Consider the following 20,341-nt stretch of genomic DNA (forward strand, 5'->3'; position numbering starts at 1 on the left):
TGGGGGGTGCCCGCAGCGAGCAGCGCGAGCGAGGACACCCCCCGAAGGAAAAAGTGGGTCAGTAAGTATCGATGTCGGTCCCGACCGAACAGACGTACTCCCCGGTCGCGACCTGTGGGAGGCGGCGCGACCGCCAGAAGATCCCCGAGGAGTCGGCGGTGATCGTCGCCTTCTCCTGGCCGAAGACGTCGGTGATCTCGAACAGCGGCTCGCCACGGGAGACACGCTCGCCCAGGTCGGCCTGGAAGTCGACGAGGCCGCCGGAGGGGGCACCGTACTGTTCGAAGCCGCTGGCGCGGGTCTGTGGCGTGGGGCTGTAGTGGCCGTCCAGGAAGTCGTAGTAGGTGAGGACGTTGAAGACGCCGTCGACGCCTTTCCGGATCGAGTCCTCGTCCCAGCCGACACAGCCGCCCAGTTCCGGATCGATCGTCGGGACGCCCTCGTCGGGGGCCGCGCGAGCGAGTTGGCCGTCGGGTCCTTTCTGGTCGAGGATGTGGCCACAGCCGAATACTTTCGCGAGTTCGAGACACTCGCTGTGGAGCCGATGGCGGGTGCCACACCGGACGCGACATTCCTCGATCATCCGCGAGGTCGATCCCTGATGGAGGTCGACCACGTAATCGGCGCTGATCGCGGCGTCGAAGGTCGCGGCGGCGATTCGCTCGCTGGAGGTGCCGGTGTCGTCACCGGGGTAGGCCCGGTTCATCTTCGTGTCGTCGATAGGGTTGCGGTGCTCGGCGACCTGGAAGGCGTGGTAGTTGACGATGCCACAGACCAGGATCGTGCCGGCGATCTCCGAGGGGTCCAGCCGGGGGAGCACCCGCTGGACGACGCCGACGCCGTTGAGTTCGTCGCCGTCGCTCGCAGCCTGGATGTAGAGTGTCTTCCCGCCGGCGGCGCCGTTGACCACGGCGACCGGGAGTCCGACGGAACTCCCGTCGCGAGTCTCGCCCACCTCCAGCCGTCCCGTATCCATCTCACCGGGGACGGCACTCGCCGTACCGAAACGTACCATTGTCCGATTCGTTCGGCCTGTGTGCCTTTACTGGTTCGGATTCCGGCCGGCTCGGACCGACGCCGTCTTGAACGGAGCGACCCTACCGGCGGGCGTGGCAGACCGCGAGCAACCCAGCGGCCGGGCCGCGATGGTACAGGCGCTGAACGTCCCGCGGAACGCGAAACTCGGGTTCGGGTTCGCACTCGTGGTGACCGGGCTCGTCTTCGCGACGTTCGTCCTGCCGGGGACCGGTCGGCCGGCGTACCTCTATCTCGCCCTGGCGTTCGTCCTGGCGATGTCGCTGGGCGGGCTGACGACGGCCGTGCTCACGATCGGTTCGGCGGTCCGGTTGGCACGGCGGGACAGTCCGGAGTAAACGGTGGAGCCGGCGATCGACCCGGGATTTTACTCCCCAGCGCCGACAGCACGCGGTATGGACAGAGCCCTCCCGCTCGCGGTCCTCGTCGGCCTCGCAGTCGGTACCGTCGTCACACAGGTACTCGACGCCGGATGGTACCTCGCCCTCGGGACGATCCCGTTGTACGTCGGATGGAGTTACTTCGCGGTCAGCTACCCCGACACGCTCCGTGCGAGCGTGTTCTCGTTCGACCGGCGTGCCGACAGTCTCGGCTACGCGGCGGGCGTCTTCGGGCTCAGTATCACGGCACTGGCGATCGGCCACGCGGCCGGCGGGAGCGGGCAGATCGCACCCGAAGTGGTCGTCGCCGTCTTCGGTATCATCGGGTTCATGTACACGCTCGCAGCCGTCCTGGCCGTCGAACCCGGCGTAGTGAACGTCGACCGCTGAGTCCTAGCCGCCGGCTAACTCCGCGAACCGCTCGGCGCCGGTACGGGTCCCCTTCGCGATGACGACATCGCCGGCCTGGAGCGGCGTCTCCGGGCCGGGCGAGACGACCCAGTCGCCGCCCTCGCGGCCGGTCCGGTCGCTCTGGTTGCTCGGCCGTCGAATGGCGATGATCCGCATCCCCGTCGCCGTCTTGATCGCCTGCTCGCCGATAGTGTCGCCGGCGAAGTCGCTCGATGCGGCGATGGTCGCCTGCGTGATGATCTCGTCGGATTCCTGGACCGCCTCGGCGACGACCGGATGGGTCGAGAGCCCCCGGAGGACGCCTTCGCTCATCTCCAAGGCGGCGTCGGAGATGACCTCCGTCGAGCGGGCCAGGTGGACCAGCCCGCGTAGCGAGACCGGGTCGTCGCTGTCCCCTGCTGCCCGGAGGACCCAGGCTTCGAACCGGGACTGGAGGGCGTCGACCTCGGCTTCGAGTTCGACGACCTCCTCGGCGACGGCCTCGCTGTCGAACAGCACCGCCCCGTAGGCCAGATCGACCGCCAGTTCCGCCATGTCTTTCATCAGGACGATCGAGGAGACAGCCCGGTCGAGATCCTGGGCCGCCCGCTCCGGTGGCTCGGGCGGTTCGTACTCCTCGCCCGTGGCGTCCCGGTACACCTCGGTGACGCCGGACTCGGGACCGCGGAACAACACGACATCACCGGCCTCGATCGCCGTCTCTCGATCGGGGTTGAGGAGCCAGTCGCCCTGTCGGCGGATCGCCAGCGCGCGGACGCCGGTCTCGGTCTCTAAGTTCAACGTACCCAGCGTCTCGCCGGCCAGCGGGGAGTCGGCCGCGACCGTCGCACGGACGAGCGTTTCTAAGGCCTCGGGGAGCGCCGCCCGCATCGTGTCGGGGAGGCCGATATCTTCGAGGACGATCTTCGCGATGTCGCCGGCGGCGTCGCTGATCTTCTCGGCGGCACCGACCATCCCCAGAACCGGCGCCAGTGCCTCCGCGTCCTCGGTCGACCGACAGGCCATCAGAAGGCTCATCCGCGCCCGCAACTGGAGGACGTCCATCTTCTCTTCGAGTTCCAAGACCTCCGCGGCGACGTCGTCGCTGCCCAGCAGCACCGCCGAGTACGAGAGGTCGATGAGCAACTCCGCGGTGTCTTTCATCTCGGACAGCACCGACTTGACGCTGACCGGCTCGTACTCGACCGACACTGTCGGGTCCATGCCCGGCGGTTCGGCACCACCGGCTAAAAGCGTTGACCACACCGATACCGAGCGGTGAACAGCCGGTCCTGTGAGGCGCTGTCGCCCACCGCTGTGGCCGGTCGGACAATTACTGGCCGGAAGAGTTGTGGTGTTCAATATATCACCGAGTATCCTGGACGTTCTCCAACTCACCAACAGTCAGATGTGTGACATTGGCGGCTAGAAAGAAAATGTTTTTCCCGGCAGGTCGGGAACCCACAGCGTATGTCTGACGACCTCAAGAAGGGGCTCGAAGGTGTCCTTGTCGCCGAGTCCAGTCTCAGCATGATCGACGGCGATGCTGGCAGACTGGTCTACCGGGGCTACACCATCGAGGATCTCGCGAACGGCGCCAGCTACGAAGAGGTGCTGTACCTGCTCTGGCACGGTCACCTCCCGAACGCCGAGCAACTCGCGGCCTTCGAGGACGCGATGGCCGAGGAACGCGAGGTCGACGACGACGTACTCGATACCGTCCGCCAGTTGGCCGAAGCGGACGAGAACCCGATGGCCGCGCTGCGAACCGCCGTCTCGATGCTGTCCGGGTACGACCCCGCGCCCGAGGACGCCGAGCCGACCGACGAGGAAGTCAACCTCGCCAAGGGCCGTCGCATCACCGCGAAGATGCCGACGATCGTCGCGGCGTTTACCCGTATCCGGGACGGCGAAGAGCCGGTCGAACCCCGCGAGGACCTGGATCACGCAGCGAACTTCCTCTACATGCTCAACGGCGAGGAACCCGACGACGTGCTGGCCGACGTTTTCGACCAGGCGCTCGTCCTCCACGCCGACCACGGATTCAACGCCTCGACGTTCTCGGCGATCGTCACGGCGTCGACGCTGTCGGACGTCCACAGCGCCGTCACGTCGGCCATCGGCACCCTGAAAGGCCCGCTCCACGGCGGCGCCAACCAGGACGTCATGGAGATGCTCAAGGAGGTCGACGACGCCGACTCCGACCCGCTGGACTGGGTCAAGAACGCCCTCGACGAAGGTCGTCGCGTCTCCGGGTTCGGCCACCGCGTCTACAACGTCAAGGACCCGCGTGCGAAGATCCTCGGCGAGCGCTCGAAGGAACTCGGCGAGGCCGCCGGCTCCCTGAACTGGTACGAGATGTCCACGACCATCGAGGACTACCTCATGGAAGAGAAGGGGCTGGCCCCGAACGTCGACTTCTACTCGGCGTCGACGTACTACCAGATGGGGATCCCCATCGACATCTACACCCCTATCTTCGCGATGTCCCGCGTCGGTGGCTGGGTCGCCCACGTCCTAGAATACATCGAAGACAACCGCCTCATCCGGCCCCGTGCCCGCTACACCGGCGCCGACCCCGACGAGACCGAGTTCGTCCCGATCGGCGAGCGGTAGACGGCTTCGGTTGTTACGGTTTTCAGCTAGTCGGTAGCTCCTGGTTCGGTATCTCGGAGAAGAGAGCGAGGGGCACCTGCGGGCGTTTCCCGGCGGTACTGTGGCCGTGAGCAGCGAGTGGTTCCCATAGCGCCGCAGGCCCGAGGCAACCCCGCTTAAAAGTGATCACGAGAACAACTCGCGGAACCGCGTCACCCCGGCGTCAGTGCCGGCGACGACGAGTTCGTCGCCCCGGCGGATGTCCACGTCCGGCCCCAGATCGGTGAGGACGTCTCCGTTGCGTTCGACGGCGATGACCGTACAGCCGGTCCGCGAGCGGATGTCGGCCTCGCCAAGCGTCGTCCCGGCCAGGCCGTCAGCAGTCGTCCGGACCACCTCGACCTGCTGGTCCATCGAGATGACGTCTTCCTCACGGAGGATCGTCGAGGCGAGCATCCGGCCGCTGACCGTCGCCAGCGAGAGGACGTAGTCGGCCCCCGCGCGGTAGATCTTCTGGACGTTCTCCGTTCCCTCGGCTCGGGCGATGATCTCCACGTTGGGGTTCAGATCCCGGACGACCAGCGTCGCGAACTCGGTGTCGGTGTCGTTCGAGAGCGCGAGGATGACCGTCCGGGCGTCCTCGACGCCGACGGCTCGGAGGTCGTCCGGTTCGGTGGCGTCACCGACGACATCGACGGACGGTTTCTCCTGGCGGTCAAGGACAGTGTAGGGAACACCCCCCGAGGCGAACTCACGACAGATCGTCTGGCCGACCTCGCCGTAGCCGACGACGACAGTCTCGCCCGCGCGGTACTGCCGGACGTTCGAGAGGGTCATCGTCTTGAGTTGCTCCAGTTGGGACTCGGTGCCCGAGACGAGCAGGACAGTGCTCCCGTCGAGTTCGGCGTCGGGGGAGGGGGGACTCTGGAACTGGCCGCGGAACCACGCCCCGATGACGTTGACGCCAGTTTCCTCGCGGATACCGCTGTCGGCCAGGGTCGTCCCGACGAGGGCGCTCCCGCGGTGGACCGGTAGTTCGGCGATGTCGAAGTCCTCGCCGAGTTCGATCGAGTCCCCCAGCGTCGTCGAGACGCCGGTCGTCACTTTCCCCGCGAGGCTCCGCCCGAGGATGCCACGCGGCGAGAGGACCACGTCGGCACCGGCGAGTTCGTGGTAGCGCTCGCGGTCGGGTTCCTCGACGACGCTGATGGTCCGTACCGTCTCGTCGACCTCGCGAGCCGTGAGGACGATGCTGGTGTTGACCTGGTCGGAGTCGTCGGCCACGAGCGCGCGGGCCGACGGGAGCCCAGCGTGTTCCAGCCCTTCGACGGACTGGGGATCGGCGTGGATAACGTGGTATCCCTCGCCGTGGAGGGTGTTTGCCGTCTCCCGGTCGGGTTCGACGATCACGTAGTCGACGTCCCAGGACTCCAGTTCCGTGACGAGCGTCTCGCCCCGCGGTGTGAACGTACAGATGACGATGTGGCTGCTGAGGTCCTCCTCGACAGCAGTCGGAGCAGTCGTCTCCATGGCCTCCTCGAACAGCGGAAAGAGGAGGACGGGCAACGCGAGGAAGATGAGGACCACGCCCGTGACGTCCATCAGGATGACGAACACGCGCATCACGTCGGTGTCCCAGGGCGCGTCGGAACCGTACCCGGTCGTCGTGAACGTCTCGACGACGACCTGTAGCGAGTGGAGGAACTCGCGAGGCCGGTTCTCGAAGGCCGTCATCCCGTAATCGTAGGCGACTGCGTACGCCAGAATGACGCCGATCAGTCCAACGACGTACAGCACCGTCCGGCGTTGCCAGGTGTCCATCCACTCCCCGTTACTGGACGGAGCCATACCAGTGTTGGTACCGACGATCGACGGGACAGATACTCTAAATTTGTGATAGATTGGCAGTCAGACGTGGGGCCGACGCCGGGCAGACACCACAAACACCGCCACCGTGTCTTGCAGTTTCACTTTCACTCCGGTTCGACTGGTTTTATATCATCGGGTGTTCATACCTCGGATGCAGTCACACGCTCTCCCCCTACGTTTTCCCGCAGGTCTAACACCCCACAGCGAGTAGCCCGTGCCATGCTCTCCGTAGACGACGTGCTGGCGGCGCGTGACCGGGTCGCCGAGACCGCCCGGCACACGCCGCTGGACTACTCACACACGTTCTCGTCGATGACCGGCGCCGACGTGCATCTCAAACTCGAACTGTTCCAGCGTACCGGTGCGTTCAAGATCCGGGGAGCGACCAACCGTATCGCGACGCTCTCGGAGGCGGAGCGAGCGGCCGGCGTCGTGACCGCGAGCGCGGGCAACCACGCCCAGGGGGTCGCACTGGCGGCGACGCGGGCCGGCGTCGACTCGAAGATCGTGATGCCCGAACACGCCCCCATCTCGAAAGTCAAGGCCACACGGAACTACGGCGGCGAGGTCGTCCTCGCCGGCCAGGACTACGACGAGGCCGCCGAGCGCGCCCACGAGATCGAACGCGAGGAGGATCGGACCTACATCCACGCGTTCGACGACGAGACGGTGATGGCCGGCCAGGGCACCGTCGGACTGGAGATCTACGAGGACCTCCCCGGCGTCGAGACGGTGGTGGTCCCCATCGGCGGCGGCGGACTCATCAGCGGTATCGCCACCGCGTTGAAAGGGAAGGACCCGGAGATCCGCGTCGTCGGCGTCCAGGCCGAGGGCGCAGCGAGCGTCCCCGAGTCGCTGGAACGTGGCGAGCGGGTCGTCCGGGACGAGGTCCGGACCATCGCGGACGGGATCGCCACGCGGACGGTAGGCGAGAAGACCTTCGAGATCATCGAGGAACGCGTCGACGAGGTGGTGACCGTCGACGACTCGGAGATCGCCGTCGCGCTGACGACACTGCTCGAACGGTCGAAGATCATGGTCGAGGGTGCCGGCGCGGTCGCGCTGGCGGCGGTCCTCGAAGAGCGGTTCGACTACGCCGAGGACGAGACGATCGTCCCGGCGCTGTGTGGGGGCAACATCGACCTGAACACGCTGACGAACGTCATCGTGCGCGGCCTGGTCGAGACGGGGCGGTACATCAAGATCAGGACGGTGCTAACCGACCATCCCGGCGCGCTCGAACACCTGGTCTCGGTACTCTCGGCCCAAGAGGTCAACATCTACGCCATCGAGCACGACCGGACCAGCCGCGACGTGGCGATGGACGACGCCGAGGTCGAACTGGACTTAGAGACCCGTGGTCCCGATCACGTCGAGGCCGTCCTCGCGGCGCTACGCGAGGAGGGCTACCCCGTCGAAGTTCTCGTCTGAGCGGCGGTTTTTAAGCCGCTGGCGGTCACCGACTCCGGTATGAGAGAGACGCTCCACACCGACGGGGCTCCCGCGGCCGTCGGCGCGTACAACCAGGCGACGACCACCGACGAGTTGGTGTGTACTGCCGGCCAGCTCCCGCCGACACGCGACGGCGACCTGCTCGGCGGCGCTGCCGTCGGGATCGAGGCGGTCGCCGCAAACTGATGGATCGGACGACGAAATCCAGCCTCCTGTGGGGCGTCGTCGGCGCACTGAGCTTCCTCGTACTCGTCCAGGGGTACGAACTGCTCGCGGCCCGCCCCATCGCCGCGACGATCAAGGTCGGCGTGGCACTGGCTGTCGGTGTCGGCGCCACCGCCCTCACGCATACCGCCCGCGGACGACTGCTCGGAAACGAAAGCCCTTAATCGGCGGCCGCCACACAGTCGGTTGCGAGCCAGAGTGGCCGAACCTGGTAAGGCGCACGCCTGGAAAGCGTGTTCCCTTTGGGATTCTGGGTTCAAATCCCAGCTCTGGCGTGCTTCTCACGGAAACTCCCCGGAGAGCCGTGGTTCCCGCCGATCGCCAACGGTTGTCAATCGGTCGTCCCGGAGTGTTCGTCGGCGAACTCAACGTCGTGGAGTTCGATCCGAGCGCCGCCGTCGCGTCCGGTCGTCGCCGTGACCCGCCAGTCGTGTGACGCCGCGAGTTCCCAGACGATGGCGAGTCCGAGCCCCGTCCCGGATTCCGCGGTGGTGTAGCCGCTCTCGAACACCCGGTCCACGTCGTCGAAGCCGGGACCGTCGTCCTCGACGTAGATCCCGGTTCCCGAATCGAGGGCGCCGACGGTGACCGCCTCGCCGCCGTGTTCGGCGGCGTTCCGAAAGAGGTTCTCCAGCAACTGCTGGAGGCGGTCGGGGTCGGCCAGGACCGTGGCGTCGGTCTCGGTTCGGAGCGTGGCGGTGTCGGTCTCGACGGTCCGCCAGGCCCGGTCGACGACAGCCGGGAGTGCGACCGATTCGACCCGCAGGTCGGGGTCGCGCTCCCGGGCTAGCGTCAGGACGTCGTCGATCAGCGACTCCATCCGGTCGTGGGACTCGGCGACGGCGTCGAGGTGTTCGCTCTCGTGGTCGCGGCGGGCGAGTTCGAGCTGACCGGACGCGACGTTTAGCGGGTTCCGCAGGTCGTGACTGACCATGTTGGTGAACTGTTCCATCCGCTCGCGTTGCCGGACGAGCTGGTCGTTGGTCCGTTGGAGCCGTGCGGAGTAGACGCCGACGACCGCGCCGAGCGTGGCCCCGAACCCCAGCGAGGCGACCACCGCGAGGAGAAACGAGGTGTCGAACCGTCTGCTGATCTGACCGAAGAACGCACCGATACCGAAGAAGACCACCACACCCAGCGCGGTCCAGCGGACGACGGTCCACCCGTGTCCGTCGAGTGCGCCGCCGTCCAGCCACCAGCCGTACACGACCAGTCCGAGACCGAGCACGACCGGGAGACTGCTCTGGATCGCGAGCACGTGGAGGGGAGCGCCCCCGGGTGCCGCAGCCGCCGCTGTTCCCAACAGGATGCAGCAACCGAGCAACCCGACCAGGTTCCAGCGAACTATGTCCGACATGTCCGTCGGCCATCGACGTATACGTGGTTTTCGGCATTTATTTCCGGTGTTTCGTCGGTTCCAGCGTCGGCGTGGAACCGGGCGCTGTGCCGGATCAGTCCCACTGGAACAGTTCGAGCGTGTACCCTTCGGGATCCTCGACGAAGGCCGCGTAGGCGTCGGCTTCGGGGATCGTCGTCGGTTCCAGGACCGCCACACCGCCGGCCTCGATGGCCGTCTCGAACTGTTCGTCCACGTCGTCGACGGTAAAGGCGACGTGGTCGGTGTCGGCACGGCTCGGTGCGATCGGGGTCGTCCGGTCGGGGTCGTAGCGGAGCTGGATGTCGCCGTCCGAGCCCGGCCGTCCCAGGTAGACGTTCTCGACGCCGTTGAGCGTGAATCGGTTCGTCTCCTCGAACCCCAACGCCTCGTAGAACGCCATCGAGCGGTCGAGATCCGAGACACAGAGCGCGACGTGTGCCAAGTCCATGCCCGGTTGGTTCGAGAGCCCCGGAGATGACTGTACCGATGTGGGACCGCCATCGGTGTTTTCAGGCTACAGACACAACGTCGGGCCGCATGAGTGATTCGGGTCCCTCGACGCTCCTGCTTGAGTACACGCAAGACAAGATCGCAGTACTGGACGAGTCGGGGACCTACACATACGTCAACGCGGCCGCGGAGCCGATCCTCGGCTACGAACCCGCGGCGCTGGTCGGGACGAACGCCTTCGAGTACATCCATCCCGAGGAACGGGAGACAGTACAGGACGCCTTCGGCTCCGTCGTCGAGTCCGAGGCGTTCCAGGCGACAACGTCGACGTACCGCCACCGTGCCAGCGACGGGTCGTGGGTCTGGCTCGAAAGCCGGATGTCGAACGTGACCGACACCGAGCTAGAGGGGTACGTCGTCAGTTCCCGGGTCGTCACCGACCGCGTCGAGGCCGAACGGGAGCGTATCGAGAGCCAGGAGCGGCTCGCCGAACTGGCCGATACCACCGACGATGTCCTGTGGGTGTTTGACGGGGACTGGGAGGAACTACTGTTCTGCAACCCGGCCTACGAGGCGGTGTACGGCAGGTCTGTCGAGGAACTCGAAGCGGACCCACAGAACTTCTTCGAGTGTATCTATCCACCGGATCGGGAGAGCGTCAGAGAGGCCTTAGAACAGCTTTCGGCCGGTGATCAGGTCGATATGGAGTACCGCGTGAACCCCACGACGGGATATAACCGGTGGGTCTGGGTCCAGGGCGAACCCATCGTCAGGGACGGCGAGGTCGTCCGTATCGCGGGGTTCAGCCGCGATGTCACGTACCGTCGCCGCCGGGAGCGCCAGCTTTCGGTGCTCGATAACTTCCTGCGGCACAACATCCGCAACCAGTTGACCGTGGTCATCGGCAGCGCCGATACCCTGGAGTCCGACCCGACTGCGGACGTCAAGACCCACGCAGCGATGATCCGCCGTGCCGGCGAGGGACTCCTAGAGACTGCGGAGAAGCAACGCGACATCGTCGAGATGCTCACCGAGAAACCCCGGACCGCGACGACCGACATGGTCGGGGCGATCCAGACGGTCACCGGACGCCTCCGCGACCAGTACCCAGAGGCGGACATCGAGACGAGACTCCCCGAGACGGCAGTCGTCGACGGCCCCGGGGAACTGGAGTGTGCGATAGCGGAACTCGTCGAGAACGCCATCCGCCACAACGATCGGGGGACGCCGTGGGTCCGGATCGCCGTCGAATCGGTCGGAGACCACGTCGAGATCACCGTCGACGACACCGCGGCCCCGATCCCGGAGTACGACCGGAACGTCCTGCTGGGCGACCACGAGATGTCGGCAGTCAACCACAGCCGCGGCTGTGGGCTCTGGCTCGTCTACTGGACCGTCGACCTGGCAGGGGGCGCTATCGAGCACACAACGGGCGAGCGGGGGAACACGGTGACGCTGTCCCTGCCCCGGGCATCGGGGTCCGGAGGGTGACGGCGACGGGAATTTATTCGCCGCGTCCGACCTCCGGCTATGGAGTACACCACACTCGGTTCGACCGGGATGGAAGTCAGCAAGATCTGTCTGGGCTGTATGAGCTTCGGCAGCGACCGCGAGTGGATGTTAGACGAAGGGGAGAGTCACGACCTCATCGAGCGGGCGATCGAGCTGGGCGTGAACTTCTTCGACACCGCCAACGTCTACTCCGCCGGCGAGAGCGAGTCGATCCTGGGCGACGTGCTGGCGGAGTACGACCGCGACGAGCAGGTCGTCGCGACCAAGGTCCGGTTCCCCGGCGCCGACGACCACCGGAACGCACGCGGACTCTCGCGGAAGACCGTCGAGCAGGAACTGGCGAACTCCCTGGACCGACTCGGGATGGAGACCGTCGACCTCTACCAGATCCACCGCTGGGATTACGACACGCCCATCGAGACGACGCTGCGGGCGCTCGACGACGCCGTCCGGCGCGGGCAGGTCCGACACGTCGGTGCCTCCTCGATGTGGGCCTACCAGTTCCAGCGTGCCCTGGCGATCAGCGACCGCGAGGGGCTGGCCCGCTTCGAGACGATGCAGAACCTCTATCACCTGACGTACCGCGAGGAGGAGCGCGAGATGCTGCCCCTCTGTGATCGGGAGGACGTGGGCGTCATCCCGTGGAGTCCGCTGGGAGCGGGCTATCTCGCCCGCCCCCACGAGGAGTTCACGTCGACGACCCGGGGCGTCCACGAGAACGAGAACGCGGAGGTCCCCTACGACGAGGGGGCGGGCAGCCAGGAGATCAACGAGCGCGTCCAGGAACTGGCCGCCGACTACGGCGTGACGATGGCCCAGATCGGGATGGCCTGGCACTTCGAGAACGAGTACACCACCGCGCCGATCCTCGGGACCTCCAGCGTCGAGCACTTAGAGGAGGCCGTCGAGGCCCTGGAGATCGACCTCTCGGCGTCTGATATGGCATATCTGGAGGAGCCGTACGAGCCGGTTCCGGTGTACGGGCACGAATAGCGAGACTCCGAGCACAGCGAGGAGTCTCGACGGAACGGCGAACGGAGTGAGCCGTGGAGTAGCGAGGGACCGACCGGAGGGAGGTCCCTCGAAGCGGCGCAGCGGCGACCAGCGGGAGCCGCGAGTAGCGAGACTCCGAACGGAGTGAGGAGTCTCGGCGGAGCGGTGAGCGAAGCGAGCCGCGGAGTAGCGAGGGTCTGAGCAGAGCGGGACCGAAGCCCCGTATAGCGGGCGGTGAGCGGAGCGAGCCGCGAGCACCGAGATCGAACCGCTACAGCAACTCGCCGCGAGCGACCGGGACGACACGGCCCCCGACGCGAACGTCGACCGGGTCGCCGCTGGCGTCGGCCGACAGTTCCAGCAGCGACGGCCGTCCCATCTCGAACCCCTGTTCGACCCGGACGTCAACGGTGTCGCCGCCGAAAAACTCGTGGCGGGCCAGATACGCCGCGAGACAGCCGTTCGAGGAGCCGGTCGCCGGGTCCTCGGGGACGTCGTAGAAGGGCGCGAACACGCGGTCGGCGACGTCGTTGGCGTCGTCCCGCGGGTCCGGACAGAACGCCAGGACGTTCTTCGCCTCGCGCTCGCCGGTCACGCGGTCGTAGGCCGCCCGATCGAGGTCGACACTCGTCAGCGCCTCGCGATCGGCGAGCGGAACGACGATGGTCGGAAGCCCGGTCGAGACGACCTGAACCGGCCAGTCGGTGTCGAGTGCGTCGGTCGGGAGTCCCAAGACCGCCGCGAGATCCTCGTGGGCGAGGCGGTCACCGAACGCGGGGGGCTGTTGGGTCATCCACAGCGACTCGCCGTCGCCGTCCGCGACCGTCTCGACAGGGACGTCCCCGACCGGGAGATCCAGCACCACCGTCTCCGGCCGGCCGTCCGCGAGGTGCTCACGGATCACCGCCGCGGTTCCGAGCGTCGGGTGGCCGGCGAAGGGCACCTCCTCGGCGGGCGTGAAGATCCGGACCGGCCACGCGCCGTCCTCGGGCGGGCCGGTGACGAAGGTCGTCTCCGAGAAGCCCATCTCGGCAGCGATTGCCTGCATCTCCGTCGCGTCGAGACCGCCGGCGTCACAGACGACGGCGAGTTGGTTGCCGGCGTAGCGCTGGCGGGCGAACACGTCGACGAGGTGGAGCGGGCGGGACATATCCACGGGGTAGACGGCGCCGACAAAGAGCGTGTGGGAGCCGTGGTACCACATCGCTATGGCTTTGCCGGTGGCGACGCTGTTCGAGGCATGGACGCTGTCGCAGTGGTCTGTTACGAGGGATTCGACGAACTGGACGCCGTCGGTCCCTACGAGGTGTTCGAGAACGCTGCCCGCGCCGGTGCCGGGTGGGACGTGACACTCCGATCGGTCCGAGAGACCGAGAGGGTGACCGCCAGCCACGGCCTCCGCGTCGAACCGGACGGACCGTTAGCTGCCGCCGACGCTGACCTCCTGGTCGTCGCCGGTGGCGAGTGGAACACGCGCGGGGACAAGGGCGCGTGGGCGGAAGCCGAACGGGGCGAGTTACCCGAAGCGCTGGCCGCGGCCCACGACCGCGGCGCGACCGTCGCCGGCGTCTGTACCGGCGGGATGCTCCTGGCTCGGGCGGGACTGCTCGACGGGCGGCCGGCCGTCACCCATCGGGGCGCGATCGACGACCTCCGGGCGACTGGTGCCGAGGTGATCGACGCCCGCGTGGTCGACGACGGCGACGTGCTGACCGCCGGCGGCGTTACCTCGGGGCTAGATCTCGCCGTCCATCTGGTCGCACGTGAGTGGGGTGAGGACGTGGCTGAACGGGTCGCCCGCGAGATGGAGTACGAACGCCGCGGGAGCGTCTACCGTGAATCCGGGAGTGGACAGCGGTAGTGGCTCGACTCGTGTGAACCCGTCTTCTCGCCCCCAGGCCGCCTGATTCAGGCGTTGGCGTGGGCCTCGTTGAGCAGGTCCTGGACGTTGACCACTTCGTCGCGCTTGCTGCTCTCGATGGCCGCGAAGACGATAGCCATCGATTCGAGAACGGCGTCGACGTTGGTCTCCATCCGGGCGGTCCCGTCGAGCCAGTCACAGAACTGCTCGATGAGCCAGGTGTTCTCCCAGGTGGGGCGTTCGTCCAGCGGGAGCTGTTCGCCCTCGGGTTTCCGTCCCCAGTTGCCGACGTCGTCAGCGTCGAAGGGGTATCGGGTCAGTTCACGGTGGTCCAGGACGATCGTCTCGTCGCGACACTCCGCGCGGAACTGTTCGTGGCTCCAGCCGTTCATCGCCGTAGCGTTGGCGTAACTCCCTTCGTACTGGACGCGGGTGCCGTCGGCGAAGTACATCGTCACGAAGCCGCTACAGTCCCCCTCGTAGTCGGCGGCGTCGGGGACCCACGTATCAGCATAGACCGTCTCACAGGGCGCGTCGACAAGCGACGCCAGGATGTCCAGATGGTGGACCGCGCCGTCGAGCAACAGCAGGTCGTCCATCTCGTGGACGTAGTCGGAGTAGACCCCCCGCTCGCGGACGTTGCCGGTGTACCGGGCCGTGAGATAGTCGATCGGGCTCGCCTCCTGAACCGCACGGCGAAACGTCGTCTTGTCCTGATCGAAGCGGTGGCTCATCGTGATCCCCATCTTCTTGTCGGCCTCCCTGACCTTCTTCGCGATCCGGACCGACCCCTCTAGCGTGTCCGCGATCGGTTTTTCCGAGAGGATGTGACAGTCGTGGTCGAGGGCGATGTCGACGACCGGTTCGTGGGCGGCCGGTGGGGTTACGATCGAGACGAAATCCGCCTCGCGTTCGCTCAGCGCCGTCTCAAGGTCCGTATAACACTGCTCTGAACCGAGGTTCAGCTCCGACTGGGCGAGCGTGAGCCGGTCGGCGTCGGTATCGACGGCGGCGACGACCTCGATGCGGTCGGCCGCGACGTTCGGCGGGATCGACTGTTCGACCCAGTGGCGTCCACGGCCACCGAGACCGACGTGTACCATCCGATAGGTCATACCGCGGCTACCGCATCCGTCCGTAAAGGTACCACTATTCGCCGTCGGGGAAGGCGACCTCGCGTTCGCGGCCGTCCTCGGGGACGAACACCTCGCCGTCGAAGACCTCGCCGGCCTCCGCCGCCAGTCGGTCGGTCTGCCCGGCGTAGCGCGTCGAGATGTGGGTCAGCGCCAGCGCGCGGACGCCGGCGTCGGCCGCGACCTGGCCGGCTTCGCGGGCCGTCGAGTGGGCCGTCGCCTGCGCGCGGTCGGCCCGGTCCTGTGCGAAGGTCGCGTCGTGGACGAGCAGGTCGGCGTCGGCGCTCGCCTCGACGACGGCGTCGGTCGGCCGGGTGTCACCGGTGTAGACGAACGTCCGCCCGGGACGAGGGGGGCCGACTACCTCCTCGGGCTGGACGGTCCGCCCGTCGTGTTCGATCGGGTCGCCCCGGTGGAGCTTCGAGTACTTCGGTCCCGGGGGGATACCCAGTTCTTCCTCTGCTTTCTCGCGGTCGAACCGACCCTTGCGGTCGTCCTCCGCGAGGACGTAGCCGACCGACGCGCACCGATGGGTCGTCGCGATCGCCCTGACGGTGTACTCCTCGCCGTCCAGCGCGACGTCACCGGCCGACAGTTCGTTGATCCGGACCGGAAAGGACGGTTTCGTCCCGTTTGCCTCGATGAGTTGCCGAACGTTCCCGCGGGTTCCGGCGGGCGTGTGGATCGCGATGGGGGCGTCTCGGTCGTTGAAGTCGAACGTCTGGAGCAGCCCCGGAATCCCCAGGACGTGGTCGCCGTGGAGGTGGGTCACGAACAGGTGATCGACGGAGAACCCGGTTCCGAAACGCATCATCTGGCGCTGGGTCCCTTCGCCGCAGTCGAACAGGAGGTAATCGCCGTCCTTGTTGACGAACAGTCCGCTCGTGTTTCGCTGTGTCGTCGGCACGGCCCCACTCGTCCCGAGGAACGTCACGCGCATCTCGTCGCACCGTCGGCCGCCGACGGGTAAACGCGTGTCGAAAACCACCGACCGCACACCCTGTCACCCGTTCACATTTATACCGGAGGCTGTCGTATCGGTCCCCATGAAGTTCGTCATCGTCGGCTACGGTCGCGTCGGCTCGCGGACCGCGCGTATCCTCCAGAGCGAGGGCCACGAAGTCAGCATCGTCGAGAACAATCTCGAGAAGGCCGATCGGGCCCGCGACGCCGGGTTTACCGTCTTCGAGGGCGACGGCACCGACGAGAGCGTCCTCGAAGACGCCGGCATCGAGACGGCAGACGCCATCGGCGGGCTGACCGGCGACCTCAACACCAACTTCACCGCCTGTATGATCGGCAAGGAGTTCGACTGTCGGACCGTCCTGCGGATCGACGCCGACTACCGCGAGGAGATCTACGAGAAGTACGCCGCCGACGTCGACGAGATCATCTACCCCGAACGGCTCGGAGCCGCCGGCGCGAAGACGGCACTCCTGGGCGGGGACTTCAACGTCTTCGCGGACCTGACCGAGAAGCTCTCGATCGCCAGCGTCCGGGTCCCCGAGGGATCGCCGGTGATCGGCACGCGTGTCGTCGAACTGGACCTGCCCGGCGAGGCCCGGGTGTACGCACACGGCCGCGCCCACGAGTCGATGACGATCCCGCTCCCACAGACGGAGATCGAGGCCGGTGACAGCGTCGCCGTGATGGCTGCGCCCGAGGGGCTCGACGAAGTCCGGGCGGCGTTCGGCGGCGAGGCCTCTGCCTGAGAGCGGCGAAGAGGGGTATCCGGGCGCGCTGTGGGAGGATAGGATAGGATTGGTCGCCGGTGCGCGCCCGGATAAGGCGAGGGTTCCTCGGGAGATAAACACCCGTCAGACATGCGGCAGACGGTACGGCTTTTGCGCTCCCGTCCGTTCGTTGTTGTATGACCTGGGGCGACCTGTTCGAACGAGCCAGCGAGTACGGGACGAGCGTCGAGCACGTCCGCGAAACGCTCTCGGAACGCCGCGACGATGGCTGAGTCGTCGCCGGCCCGCGTCGTCGCCGACGCCGACGTGCTGGCGGCGGACCTCCTGTGTGGCGACGGCCCCGCCCGGGCCGCGCTGGACCACGTGCGGTGCCACGCCTGGATGACCCTCGTCGCCAGCGATCCCCTGCTGGACGACGCACAGGCGGTGATCGAGCGGCTGAGCGATCCGCCGCTGGCGACCGACTGGCGCGAACGGATCGAGGGCGAACGCGAGCGGGTCGAACACCCGTCGGGGGACCACCCGGCGCTGGCCTCGGCCTATCGGGGCGGGGCCGCACACCTGCTGTCATTCGACGAGCGGCTTGGCAGCGCACAGACCGGCGCTGCCCTCCAGTCGCACATGCGGGTGAGCATCAGACCACCGGACGCCTTCGCGGGGCTGTTCGATCCGGAATCGCTGTACGCTGCCGTCGAGGGCGGGGAGTACCCCGGCCCCGACCGGGACCCGCGTGCCTGACCGGTTTCGCCCCGTCGAATTTTTCTCCACGAGCCACGAACGACCGGACATCGATATGTTGTCCCGTCTCCGCAACCCCGAGTACACCGGAGCGAACCGCTGTCTTCCCTGTACGGTCGTCAACAGCGCCATCGCCGTCACGCTGGCGGGTGCGGTCGGTGTCGGGGTCGCGACGGTCGCGACGCCCGTCGCCGGTGGCGTCGCCGCCCTGCTTGTGCTGGCCGGATCGGCGCTGTCGATCTGGCTCCGGGGATATCTGGTTCCGGGGACTCCGGAACTGACGAAACGATACATGCCGCCCTGGCTGTTGGCCTGGTTCGGGAAGGGGCCGGCGGCCGAGACGGGCACCAGCCACTTCGAGCAAGAGGACGTCGAACTGGAGACGATGCTGCTGGAACTCGATGTCCTGGAACCCTGTGACGACGTCGACGACCTCTGTCTGACCGACTCCTTCGACGAGGCCTGGACCCGCGAACTCCGGCAGGTCCCCGAGGATATCGACCCCCGTCGTGTCGTCGAACTGCTCGGGCTGGAAGCCGCCGAGGTCGGCATCCAGCAGTTCGACGACGCAGTCACGATCCACCGTGACGGTAGCCGTCTGGGGCAGTGGCCATCGAAGACGGCACTGCGTGTCGACGTCGCAGCCGCCCGGACGCTGGCCGAGTGGACCGACGAGTGGGGGAAGCTCTCGCCCGGTGCCCGGGGGGAGACCCTGGCCGGCCTGCGCGTGTTCGTCCGGGAATGTCCCGACGGCAGCGCGGCGACCTTTACGACCGAGACCGTCGAGTCCTGCTGTTCGAACTACGAGGTCGTCACGGTCCTCTGTGAGGGGACCGGCGAGCGCCTGCTCGAACAGCCCGTCAACTAACGCCCCTCGTTGACCAGCCGGGCGATCCGCCGGGTCGCCGAGCGGGGCGCGATTCGCCCGAGGAGATCGACCGCGCGCATCAGCCGGCTCGGGATCACGACGGTCTCGCCCGCGACGAGGCCCTCGTAGGCGGCCTCGGCGACCGCTTCGGGGGAGTTAGTCGTCAGCGAGCCGACCGTCGAGTCGCCCATCCCGGCACGCTCCTGGAACTCCGTGGCGACCGGGCCGGGACAGACGACCGTCACGTCGACCGGGTCGTCGCGCAGTTCCTCGGCGACGGCCTGCGTGAAACTGTTGACGTAGGCCTTGCTGGCGTAGTAGCCCGGGAGGAACGGGCCGGGCTGGAAGCCGGCCATCGAGCCGACCGACAGCACCGCGCCGCCGTCCTCGAACTCGTCGAGGAAAAGGCGGGTCAGCTCCACCGGAAGGACGACGTTGAGCCGTAACTGGGTGCGCTCGGCGTCGAGGTCGCTGTCGGCGAAGGGGCCGTAGGTGCCGACGCCGACGTTGTTGACGAGCACGCCGATCTCCAGCCCCCGATCGGTGACCGTCTCGTGGAGGGCGATCGCTGCCCGCGGATCGTCCAGATCCATCGTGATCGGCGTCGCGGTCACGCCGTGAGCCCGTTCGATCTCGGTCGCCAGCGACTGGAGTCGATCCTCGCGGCGGGCGACCAACACCACGTCGTGGCCGTTCGCGGCGAACTCGCGGGCCAGCGCCGCGCCGATACCGGCCGACGCGCCCGTGATCAGCGCCGGTCCCGCGACGGTCATCGGTCGGCGTACCATCCGGCGAACGATTCGAGGGCGCGGCCACGGTGGGAGACGGCGTTTTTCTCGTCGGTGCTCATCTCCGCGAAGGTGGCCCCGTCGTGCTCGAAGATCGGGTCGAAGCCGAAGCCGCCGTCGCCGCGGGGCGCGACGATGGTCCCGTCGACCCGCCCCTCGAACAGCGCCACGGGTGGCTCGTCGTCGCCCCCTTCGTGGACCCGGTCGGTCGAGAGCGGATCGCCGTCACAGTAGGCGAGGACGGTCTTGAACGCCGCCGAGCGGTCGGACTCGGGTTCGGTCATGCGCCAGACCCGCTCGACGCCGACGGTGTCCTCAACGTACGAGGAGTACGGGCCGGGGAAGCCGTCGAAGGCGTCGACGAAGAGGCCGGCGTCGTCGACGACGACGGGGCCGTCCGCCGCCCGGTAGGCCGACCGAGCGCCGTGGGCGGCCACCGCCGCCAGGTCGTCGGCCTGGATCTCCGGGTAGTCGAAGTCGAACTGTTCGACGGCGTCGTCGAGATAGGCGGTCGCCTCCCGGACCTTCCCGGGGTTGGTCGTCACGAAATTGAGCATACCGGAACCGGTGGGTCGACGGCAAAAGAGCCGTCGAAACCGCCGCTATCGACCGCCGAAAACAGTCGCCCTCGTCAGTCGACGACGACTTCGACGGGTTCGTCCTCGTCGTCCTCGTCGAACGGCGCTTCCTCCCCGCCGCGTTCGAGGTACAGCATCACGCCGGCGACCAGCAGCACGACCCACGCGCGCCAGTTCGCCAGGTTCAGCGTGTAGCCGATGCCGAACGGTTTCTCGACGAGCATCCCGTCGCCGGGCTTCCAGTACGAGGACACGAGGCGCTTGAGGCTCGGTCGCTCGAAGTTGTACGGCACGCCGAAGAGGGTCCCGGACTGTGGCTTGTCGTCCATACCCTCTGATACTGTCCCGGGCATTAAGTCAGTTGTCACCTCGGCAGTGTTGCGGCCGGGCGGGTACGTCGGA

22 protein-coding genes, 1 tRNA gene and 1 pseudogene are annotated in these 20,341 nt (G+C 67.2%); 13 read left to right on the forward strand and 11 right to left on the reverse strand.

Translation table 11 applies throughout. From position 1 onward, the window contains the following. Positions 1-58: 58 nt before the first annotated feature. The gene (locus tag P0204_RS09110; RefSeq protein WP_276178412.1) at positions 59-1,015 is read right to left on the reverse strand and encodes a succinylglutamate desuccinylase/aspartoacylase family protein; all 957 of its coding nucleotides are present in this window, start codon (positions 1,013-1,015) and stop codon (positions 59-61) included. Between the two features lie 94 nt (positions 1,016-1,109). Here P0204_RS09110 and P0204_RS09115 point away from each other — a divergent pair, with 94 nt between their 5' ends. Further along, entirely contained in the window at positions 1,110-1,373 is a 264-nt protein-coding gene (locus P0204_RS09115; protein WP_379801664.1) for a DUF7536 family protein, read from the forward strand. Positions 1,374-1,430: 57 nt separating this feature from the next. Then, on the forward strand, positions 1,431-1,805 hold the full coding sequence (locus P0204_RS09120; protein WP_276178414.1) for a hypothetical protein: 375 nt from the start codon (positions 1,431-1,433) through the stop codon (positions 1,803-1,805). Positions 1,806-1,808: 3 nt separating this feature from the next. Here the strand turns inward: P0204_RS09120 and P0204_RS09125 are convergent, their stop codons facing one another. Beyond that, complete coding sequence (locus tag P0204_RS09125; RefSeq protein WP_276178416.1) at positions 1,809-3,029, reverse strand: potassium channel family protein; 1,221 nt, start codon at positions 3,027-3,029, stop codon at positions 1,809-1,811. Between the two features lie 246 nt (positions 3,030-3,275). Here P0204_RS09125 and citZ point away from each other — a divergent pair, with 246 nt between their 5' ends. Beyond that, complete coding sequence (gene citZ / locus P0204_RS09130) at positions 3,276-4,421, forward strand: citrate synthase (protein ID WP_276178418.1); 1,146 nt, start codon at positions 3,276-3,278, stop codon at positions 4,419-4,421. 165 nt (positions 4,422-4,586) lie between these two features. Here citZ and P0204_RS09135 read toward each other — a convergent pair whose 3' ends face one another. Then, positions 4,587-6,221, reverse strand: a complete 1,635-nt coding sequence (locus P0204_RS09135; protein WP_276223262.1) for a potassium channel family protein — start codon at positions 6,219-6,221, stop codon at positions 4,587-4,589. A 267-nt stretch (positions 6,222-6,488) separates the two neighbouring features. On the opposite strand from P0204_RS09135, the gene ilvA reads away from it, so the two are divergent. The 4 genes and pseudogenes from ilvA (at position 6,489) to P0204_RS09155 (ending at position 8,221) form a co-directional block, all read left to right on the forward strand. Then, a complete protein-coding gene (ilvA, locus tag P0204_RS09140) occupies positions 6,489-7,700 on the forward strand; it encodes a threonine ammonia-lyase (protein WP_276178420.1) in 1,212 nt (403 codons plus the stop codon). Positions 7,701-7,739: 39 nt separating this feature from the next. Then, positions 7,740-7,901: pseudogene (locus tag P0204_RS09145) on the forward strand (RidA family protein); the annotation flags it as partial. Positions 7,902-7,906: 5 nt separating this feature from the next. Further along, on the forward strand, positions 7,907-8,110 hold the full coding sequence (locus P0204_RS09150; RefSeq protein WP_276178422.1) for a DUF7981 family protein: 204 nt from the start codon (positions 7,907-7,909) through the stop codon (positions 8,108-8,110). Positions 8,111-8,138: 28 nt separating this feature from the next. Further along, a tRNA-Ser gene (locus P0204_RS09155) sits at positions 8,139-8,221 on the forward strand. A 56-nt stretch (positions 8,222-8,277) separates the two neighbouring features. Here P0204_RS09155 and P0204_RS09160 read toward each other — a convergent pair. Together P0204_RS09160 and P0204_RS09165 are read right to left on the reverse strand one after the other, a co-directional pair. Continuing rightward, positions 8,278-9,303, reverse strand: coding sequence for a sensor histidine kinase (locus P0204_RS09160; protein ID WP_276178424.1), 1,026 nt, complete (start codon positions 9,301-9,303; stop codon positions 8,278-8,280). A gap of 94 nt (positions 9,304-9,397) precedes the next feature. Then, positions 9,398-9,772, reverse strand: coding sequence for a VOC family protein (locus P0204_RS09165; protein ID WP_276178426.1), 375 nt, complete (start codon positions 9,770-9,772; stop codon positions 9,398-9,400). An 89-nt stretch (positions 9,773-9,861) separates the two neighbouring features. Between P0204_RS09165 and P0204_RS09170 the strand changes: the two genes are divergently transcribed. Together P0204_RS09170 and P0204_RS09175 are read left to right on the forward strand one after the other, a co-directional pair. Beyond that, the gene (locus P0204_RS09170; protein WP_276178428.1) at positions 9,862-11,265 is read left to right on the forward strand and encodes a PAS domain-containing sensor histidine kinase; all 1,404 of its coding nucleotides are present in this window, start codon (positions 9,862-9,864) and stop codon (positions 11,263-11,265) included. 39 nt (positions 11,266-11,304) lie between these two features. Then, a complete protein-coding gene (locus P0204_RS09175; RefSeq protein WP_276178430.1) occupies positions 11,305-12,279 on the forward strand; it encodes an aldo/keto reductase in 975 nt (324 codons plus the stop codon). Positions 12,280-12,550: 271 nt separating this feature from the next. Here P0204_RS09175 and P0204_RS09180 read toward each other — a convergent pair whose 3' ends face one another. After that, complete coding sequence (locus P0204_RS09180; protein WP_276178432.1) at positions 12,551-13,429, reverse strand: PhzF family phenazine biosynthesis protein; 879 nt, start codon at positions 13,427-13,429, stop codon at positions 12,551-12,553. 90 nt (positions 13,430-13,519) lie between these two features. On the opposite strand from P0204_RS09180, the gene P0204_RS09185 reads away from it, so the two are divergent. Next, positions 13,520-14,140 (forward strand): DJ-1/PfpI family protein, encoded by a 621-nt coding sequence (locus P0204_RS09185; protein WP_276178434.1) that lies wholly within the window; start codon positions 13,520-13,522, stop codon positions 14,138-14,140. A gap of 47 nt (positions 14,141-14,187) precedes the next feature. On the opposite strand, the gene P0204_RS09190 is transcribed toward P0204_RS09185, so the two are convergent. Further along, positions 14,188-15,255, reverse strand: coding sequence for a Gfo/Idh/MocA family protein (locus tag P0204_RS09190; protein WP_276178436.1), 1,068 nt, complete (start codon positions 15,253-15,255; stop codon positions 14,188-14,190). Positions 15,256-15,289: 34 nt separating this feature from the next. Then, a complete protein-coding gene (gene rnz, locus P0204_RS09195; protein ID WP_276178438.1) occupies positions 15,290-16,213 on the reverse strand; it encodes a ribonuclease Z in 924 nt (307 codons plus the stop codon). A 106-nt stretch (positions 16,214-16,319) separates the two neighbouring features. Here rnz and P0204_RS09200 point away from each other — a divergent pair, with 106 nt between their 5' ends. The 3 genes from P0204_RS09200 (at position 16,320) to P0204_RS09210 (ending at position 18,573) form a co-directional block, all read left to right on the forward strand. Next, positions 16,320-16,985: a potassium channel family protein gene (locus P0204_RS09200; RefSeq protein WP_276178441.1), complete on the forward strand. Its 666-nt coding sequence runs from the start codon at positions 16,320-16,322 to the stop codon at positions 16,983-16,985. Between the two features lie 246 nt (positions 16,986-17,231). After that, on the forward strand, positions 17,232-17,705 hold the full coding sequence (locus P0204_RS09205; RefSeq protein WP_276178443.1) for a DUF7384 family protein: 474 nt from the start codon (positions 17,232-17,234) through the stop codon (positions 17,703-17,705). Between the two features lie 55 nt (positions 17,706-17,760). Next, the gene (locus tag P0204_RS09210; protein WP_276178445.1) at positions 17,761-18,573 is read left to right on the forward strand and encodes a DUF8054 domain-containing protein; all 813 of its coding nucleotides are present in this window, start codon (positions 17,761-17,763) and stop codon (positions 18,571-18,573) included. Here P0204_RS09210 and P0204_RS09215 read toward each other — a convergent pair. The 3 genes from P0204_RS09215 to P0204_RS09225 form a co-directional block, all read right to left on the reverse strand. Next, positions 18,570-19,361, reverse strand: coding sequence for an SDR family NAD(P)-dependent oxidoreductase (locus P0204_RS09215; protein ID WP_276178447.1), 792 nt, complete (start codon positions 19,359-19,361; stop codon positions 18,570-18,572). The genes P0204_RS09210 and P0204_RS09215 overlap by 4 nt on opposite strands. Then, positions 19,343-19,918, reverse strand: a complete 576-nt coding sequence (gene rdgB / locus P0204_RS09220) for an RdgB/HAM1 family non-canonical purine NTP pyrophosphatase (protein ID WP_276178449.1) — start codon at positions 19,916-19,918, stop codon at positions 19,343-19,345. Before rdgB ends, P0204_RS09215 begins: the two co-directional genes overlap by 19 nt. 74 nt (positions 19,919-19,992) lie before the next feature. Next, positions 19,993-20,268: a DUF5808 domain-containing protein gene (locus P0204_RS09225; RefSeq protein ID WP_276178451.1), complete on the reverse strand. Its 276-nt coding sequence runs from the start codon at positions 20,266-20,268 to the stop codon at positions 19,993-19,995. Positions 20,269-20,341: the final 73 nt, after the last annotated feature.

Source organism: Haloarcula halophila, from assembly GCF_029278565.1.
Taxonomy (GTDB): domain Archaea; phylum Halobacteriota; class Halobacteria; order Halobacteriales; family Haloarculaceae; genus Haloarcula; species Haloarcula halophila.

Excerpts from the sequence above, each read along its gene's own strand:
- P0204_RS09190 (WP_276178436.1), bottom strand. The coding sequence starts at position 15,255 with ATGACCTATCGGATGGTACACGTCGGTCTCGGTGGCCGTGGACGCCAC.
- citZ (WP_276178418.1), top strand. The coding sequence starts at position 3,276 with ATGTCTGACGACCTCAAGAAGGGGCTCGAAGGTGTCCTTGTCGCCGAG.
- P0204_RS09165 (WP_276178426.1), bottom strand. The coding sequence starts at position 9,772 with ATGGACTTGGCACACGTCGCGCTCTGTGTCTCGGATCTCGACCGCTCG.
- P0204_RS09205 (WP_276178443.1), top strand. The coding sequence starts at position 17,232 with ATGGCTGAGTCGTCGCCGGCCCGCGTCGTCGCCGACGCCGACGTGCTG.
- P0204_RS09150 (WP_276178422.1), top strand. The coding sequence starts at position 7,907 with ATGGATCGGACGACGAAATCCAGCCTCCTGTGGGGCGTCGTCGGCGCA.
- P0204_RS09175 (WP_276178430.1), top strand. The coding sequence starts at position 11,305 with ATGGAGTACACCACACTCGGTTCGACCGGGATGGAAGTCAGCAAGATC.
- P0204_RS09180 (WP_276178432.1), bottom strand. The coding sequence starts at position 13,429 with ATGTCCCGCCCGCTCCACCTCGTCGACGTGTTCGCCCGCCAGCGCTAC.
- P0204_RS09225 (WP_276178451.1), bottom strand. The coding sequence starts at position 20,268 with ATGGACGACAAGCCACAGTCCGGGACCCTCTTCGGCGTGCCGTACAAC.
- rnz (WP_276178438.1), bottom strand. The coding sequence starts at position 16,213 with ATGCGCGTGACGTTCCTCGGGACGAGTGGGGCCGTGCCGACGACACAG.
- P0204_RS09200 (WP_276178441.1), top strand. The coding sequence starts at position 16,320 with ATGAAGTTCGTCATCGTCGGCTACGGTCGCGTCGGCTCGCGGACCGCG.
- P0204_RS09110 (WP_276178412.1), bottom strand. The coding sequence starts at position 1,015 with ATGGTACGTTTCGGTACGGCGAGTGCCGTCCCCGGTGAGATGGATACG.
- P0204_RS09125 (WP_276178416.1), bottom strand. The coding sequence starts at position 3,029 with ATGGACCCGACAGTGTCGGTCGAGTACGAGCCGGTCAGCGTCAAGTCG.
- P0204_RS09120 (WP_276178414.1), top strand. The coding sequence starts at position 1,431 with ATGGACAGAGCCCTCCCGCTCGCGGTCCTCGTCGGCCTCGCAGTCGGT.
- ilvA (WP_276178420.1), top strand. The coding sequence starts at position 6,489 with ATGCTCTCCGTAGACGACGTGCTGGCGGCGCGTGACCGGGTCGCCGAG.
- P0204_RS09215 (WP_276178447.1), bottom strand. The coding sequence starts at position 19,361 with ATGGTACGCCGACCGATGACCGTCGCGGGACCGGCGCTGATCACGGGC.
- P0204_RS09160 (WP_276178424.1), bottom strand. The coding sequence starts at position 9,303 with ATGTCGGACATAGTTCGCTGGAACCTGGTCGGGTTGCTCGGTTGCTGC.
- P0204_RS09135 (WP_276223262.1), bottom strand. The coding sequence starts at position 6,221 with ATGGACACCTGGCAACGCCGGACGGTGCTGTACGTCGTTGGACTGATC.
- P0204_RS09210 (WP_276178445.1), top strand. The coding sequence starts at position 17,761 with ATGTTGTCCCGTCTCCGCAACCCCGAGTACACCGGAGCGAACCGCTGT.
- rdgB (WP_276178449.1), bottom strand. The coding sequence starts at position 19,918 with ATGCTCAATTTCGTGACGACCAACCCCGGGAAGGTCCGGGAGGCGACC.
- P0204_RS09170 (WP_276178428.1), top strand. The coding sequence starts at position 9,862 with ATGAGTGATTCGGGTCCCTCGACGCTCCTGCTTGAGTACACGCAAGAC.
- P0204_RS09185 (WP_276178434.1), top strand. The coding sequence starts at position 13,520 with ATGGACGCTGTCGCAGTGGTCTGTTACGAGGGATTCGACGAACTGGAC.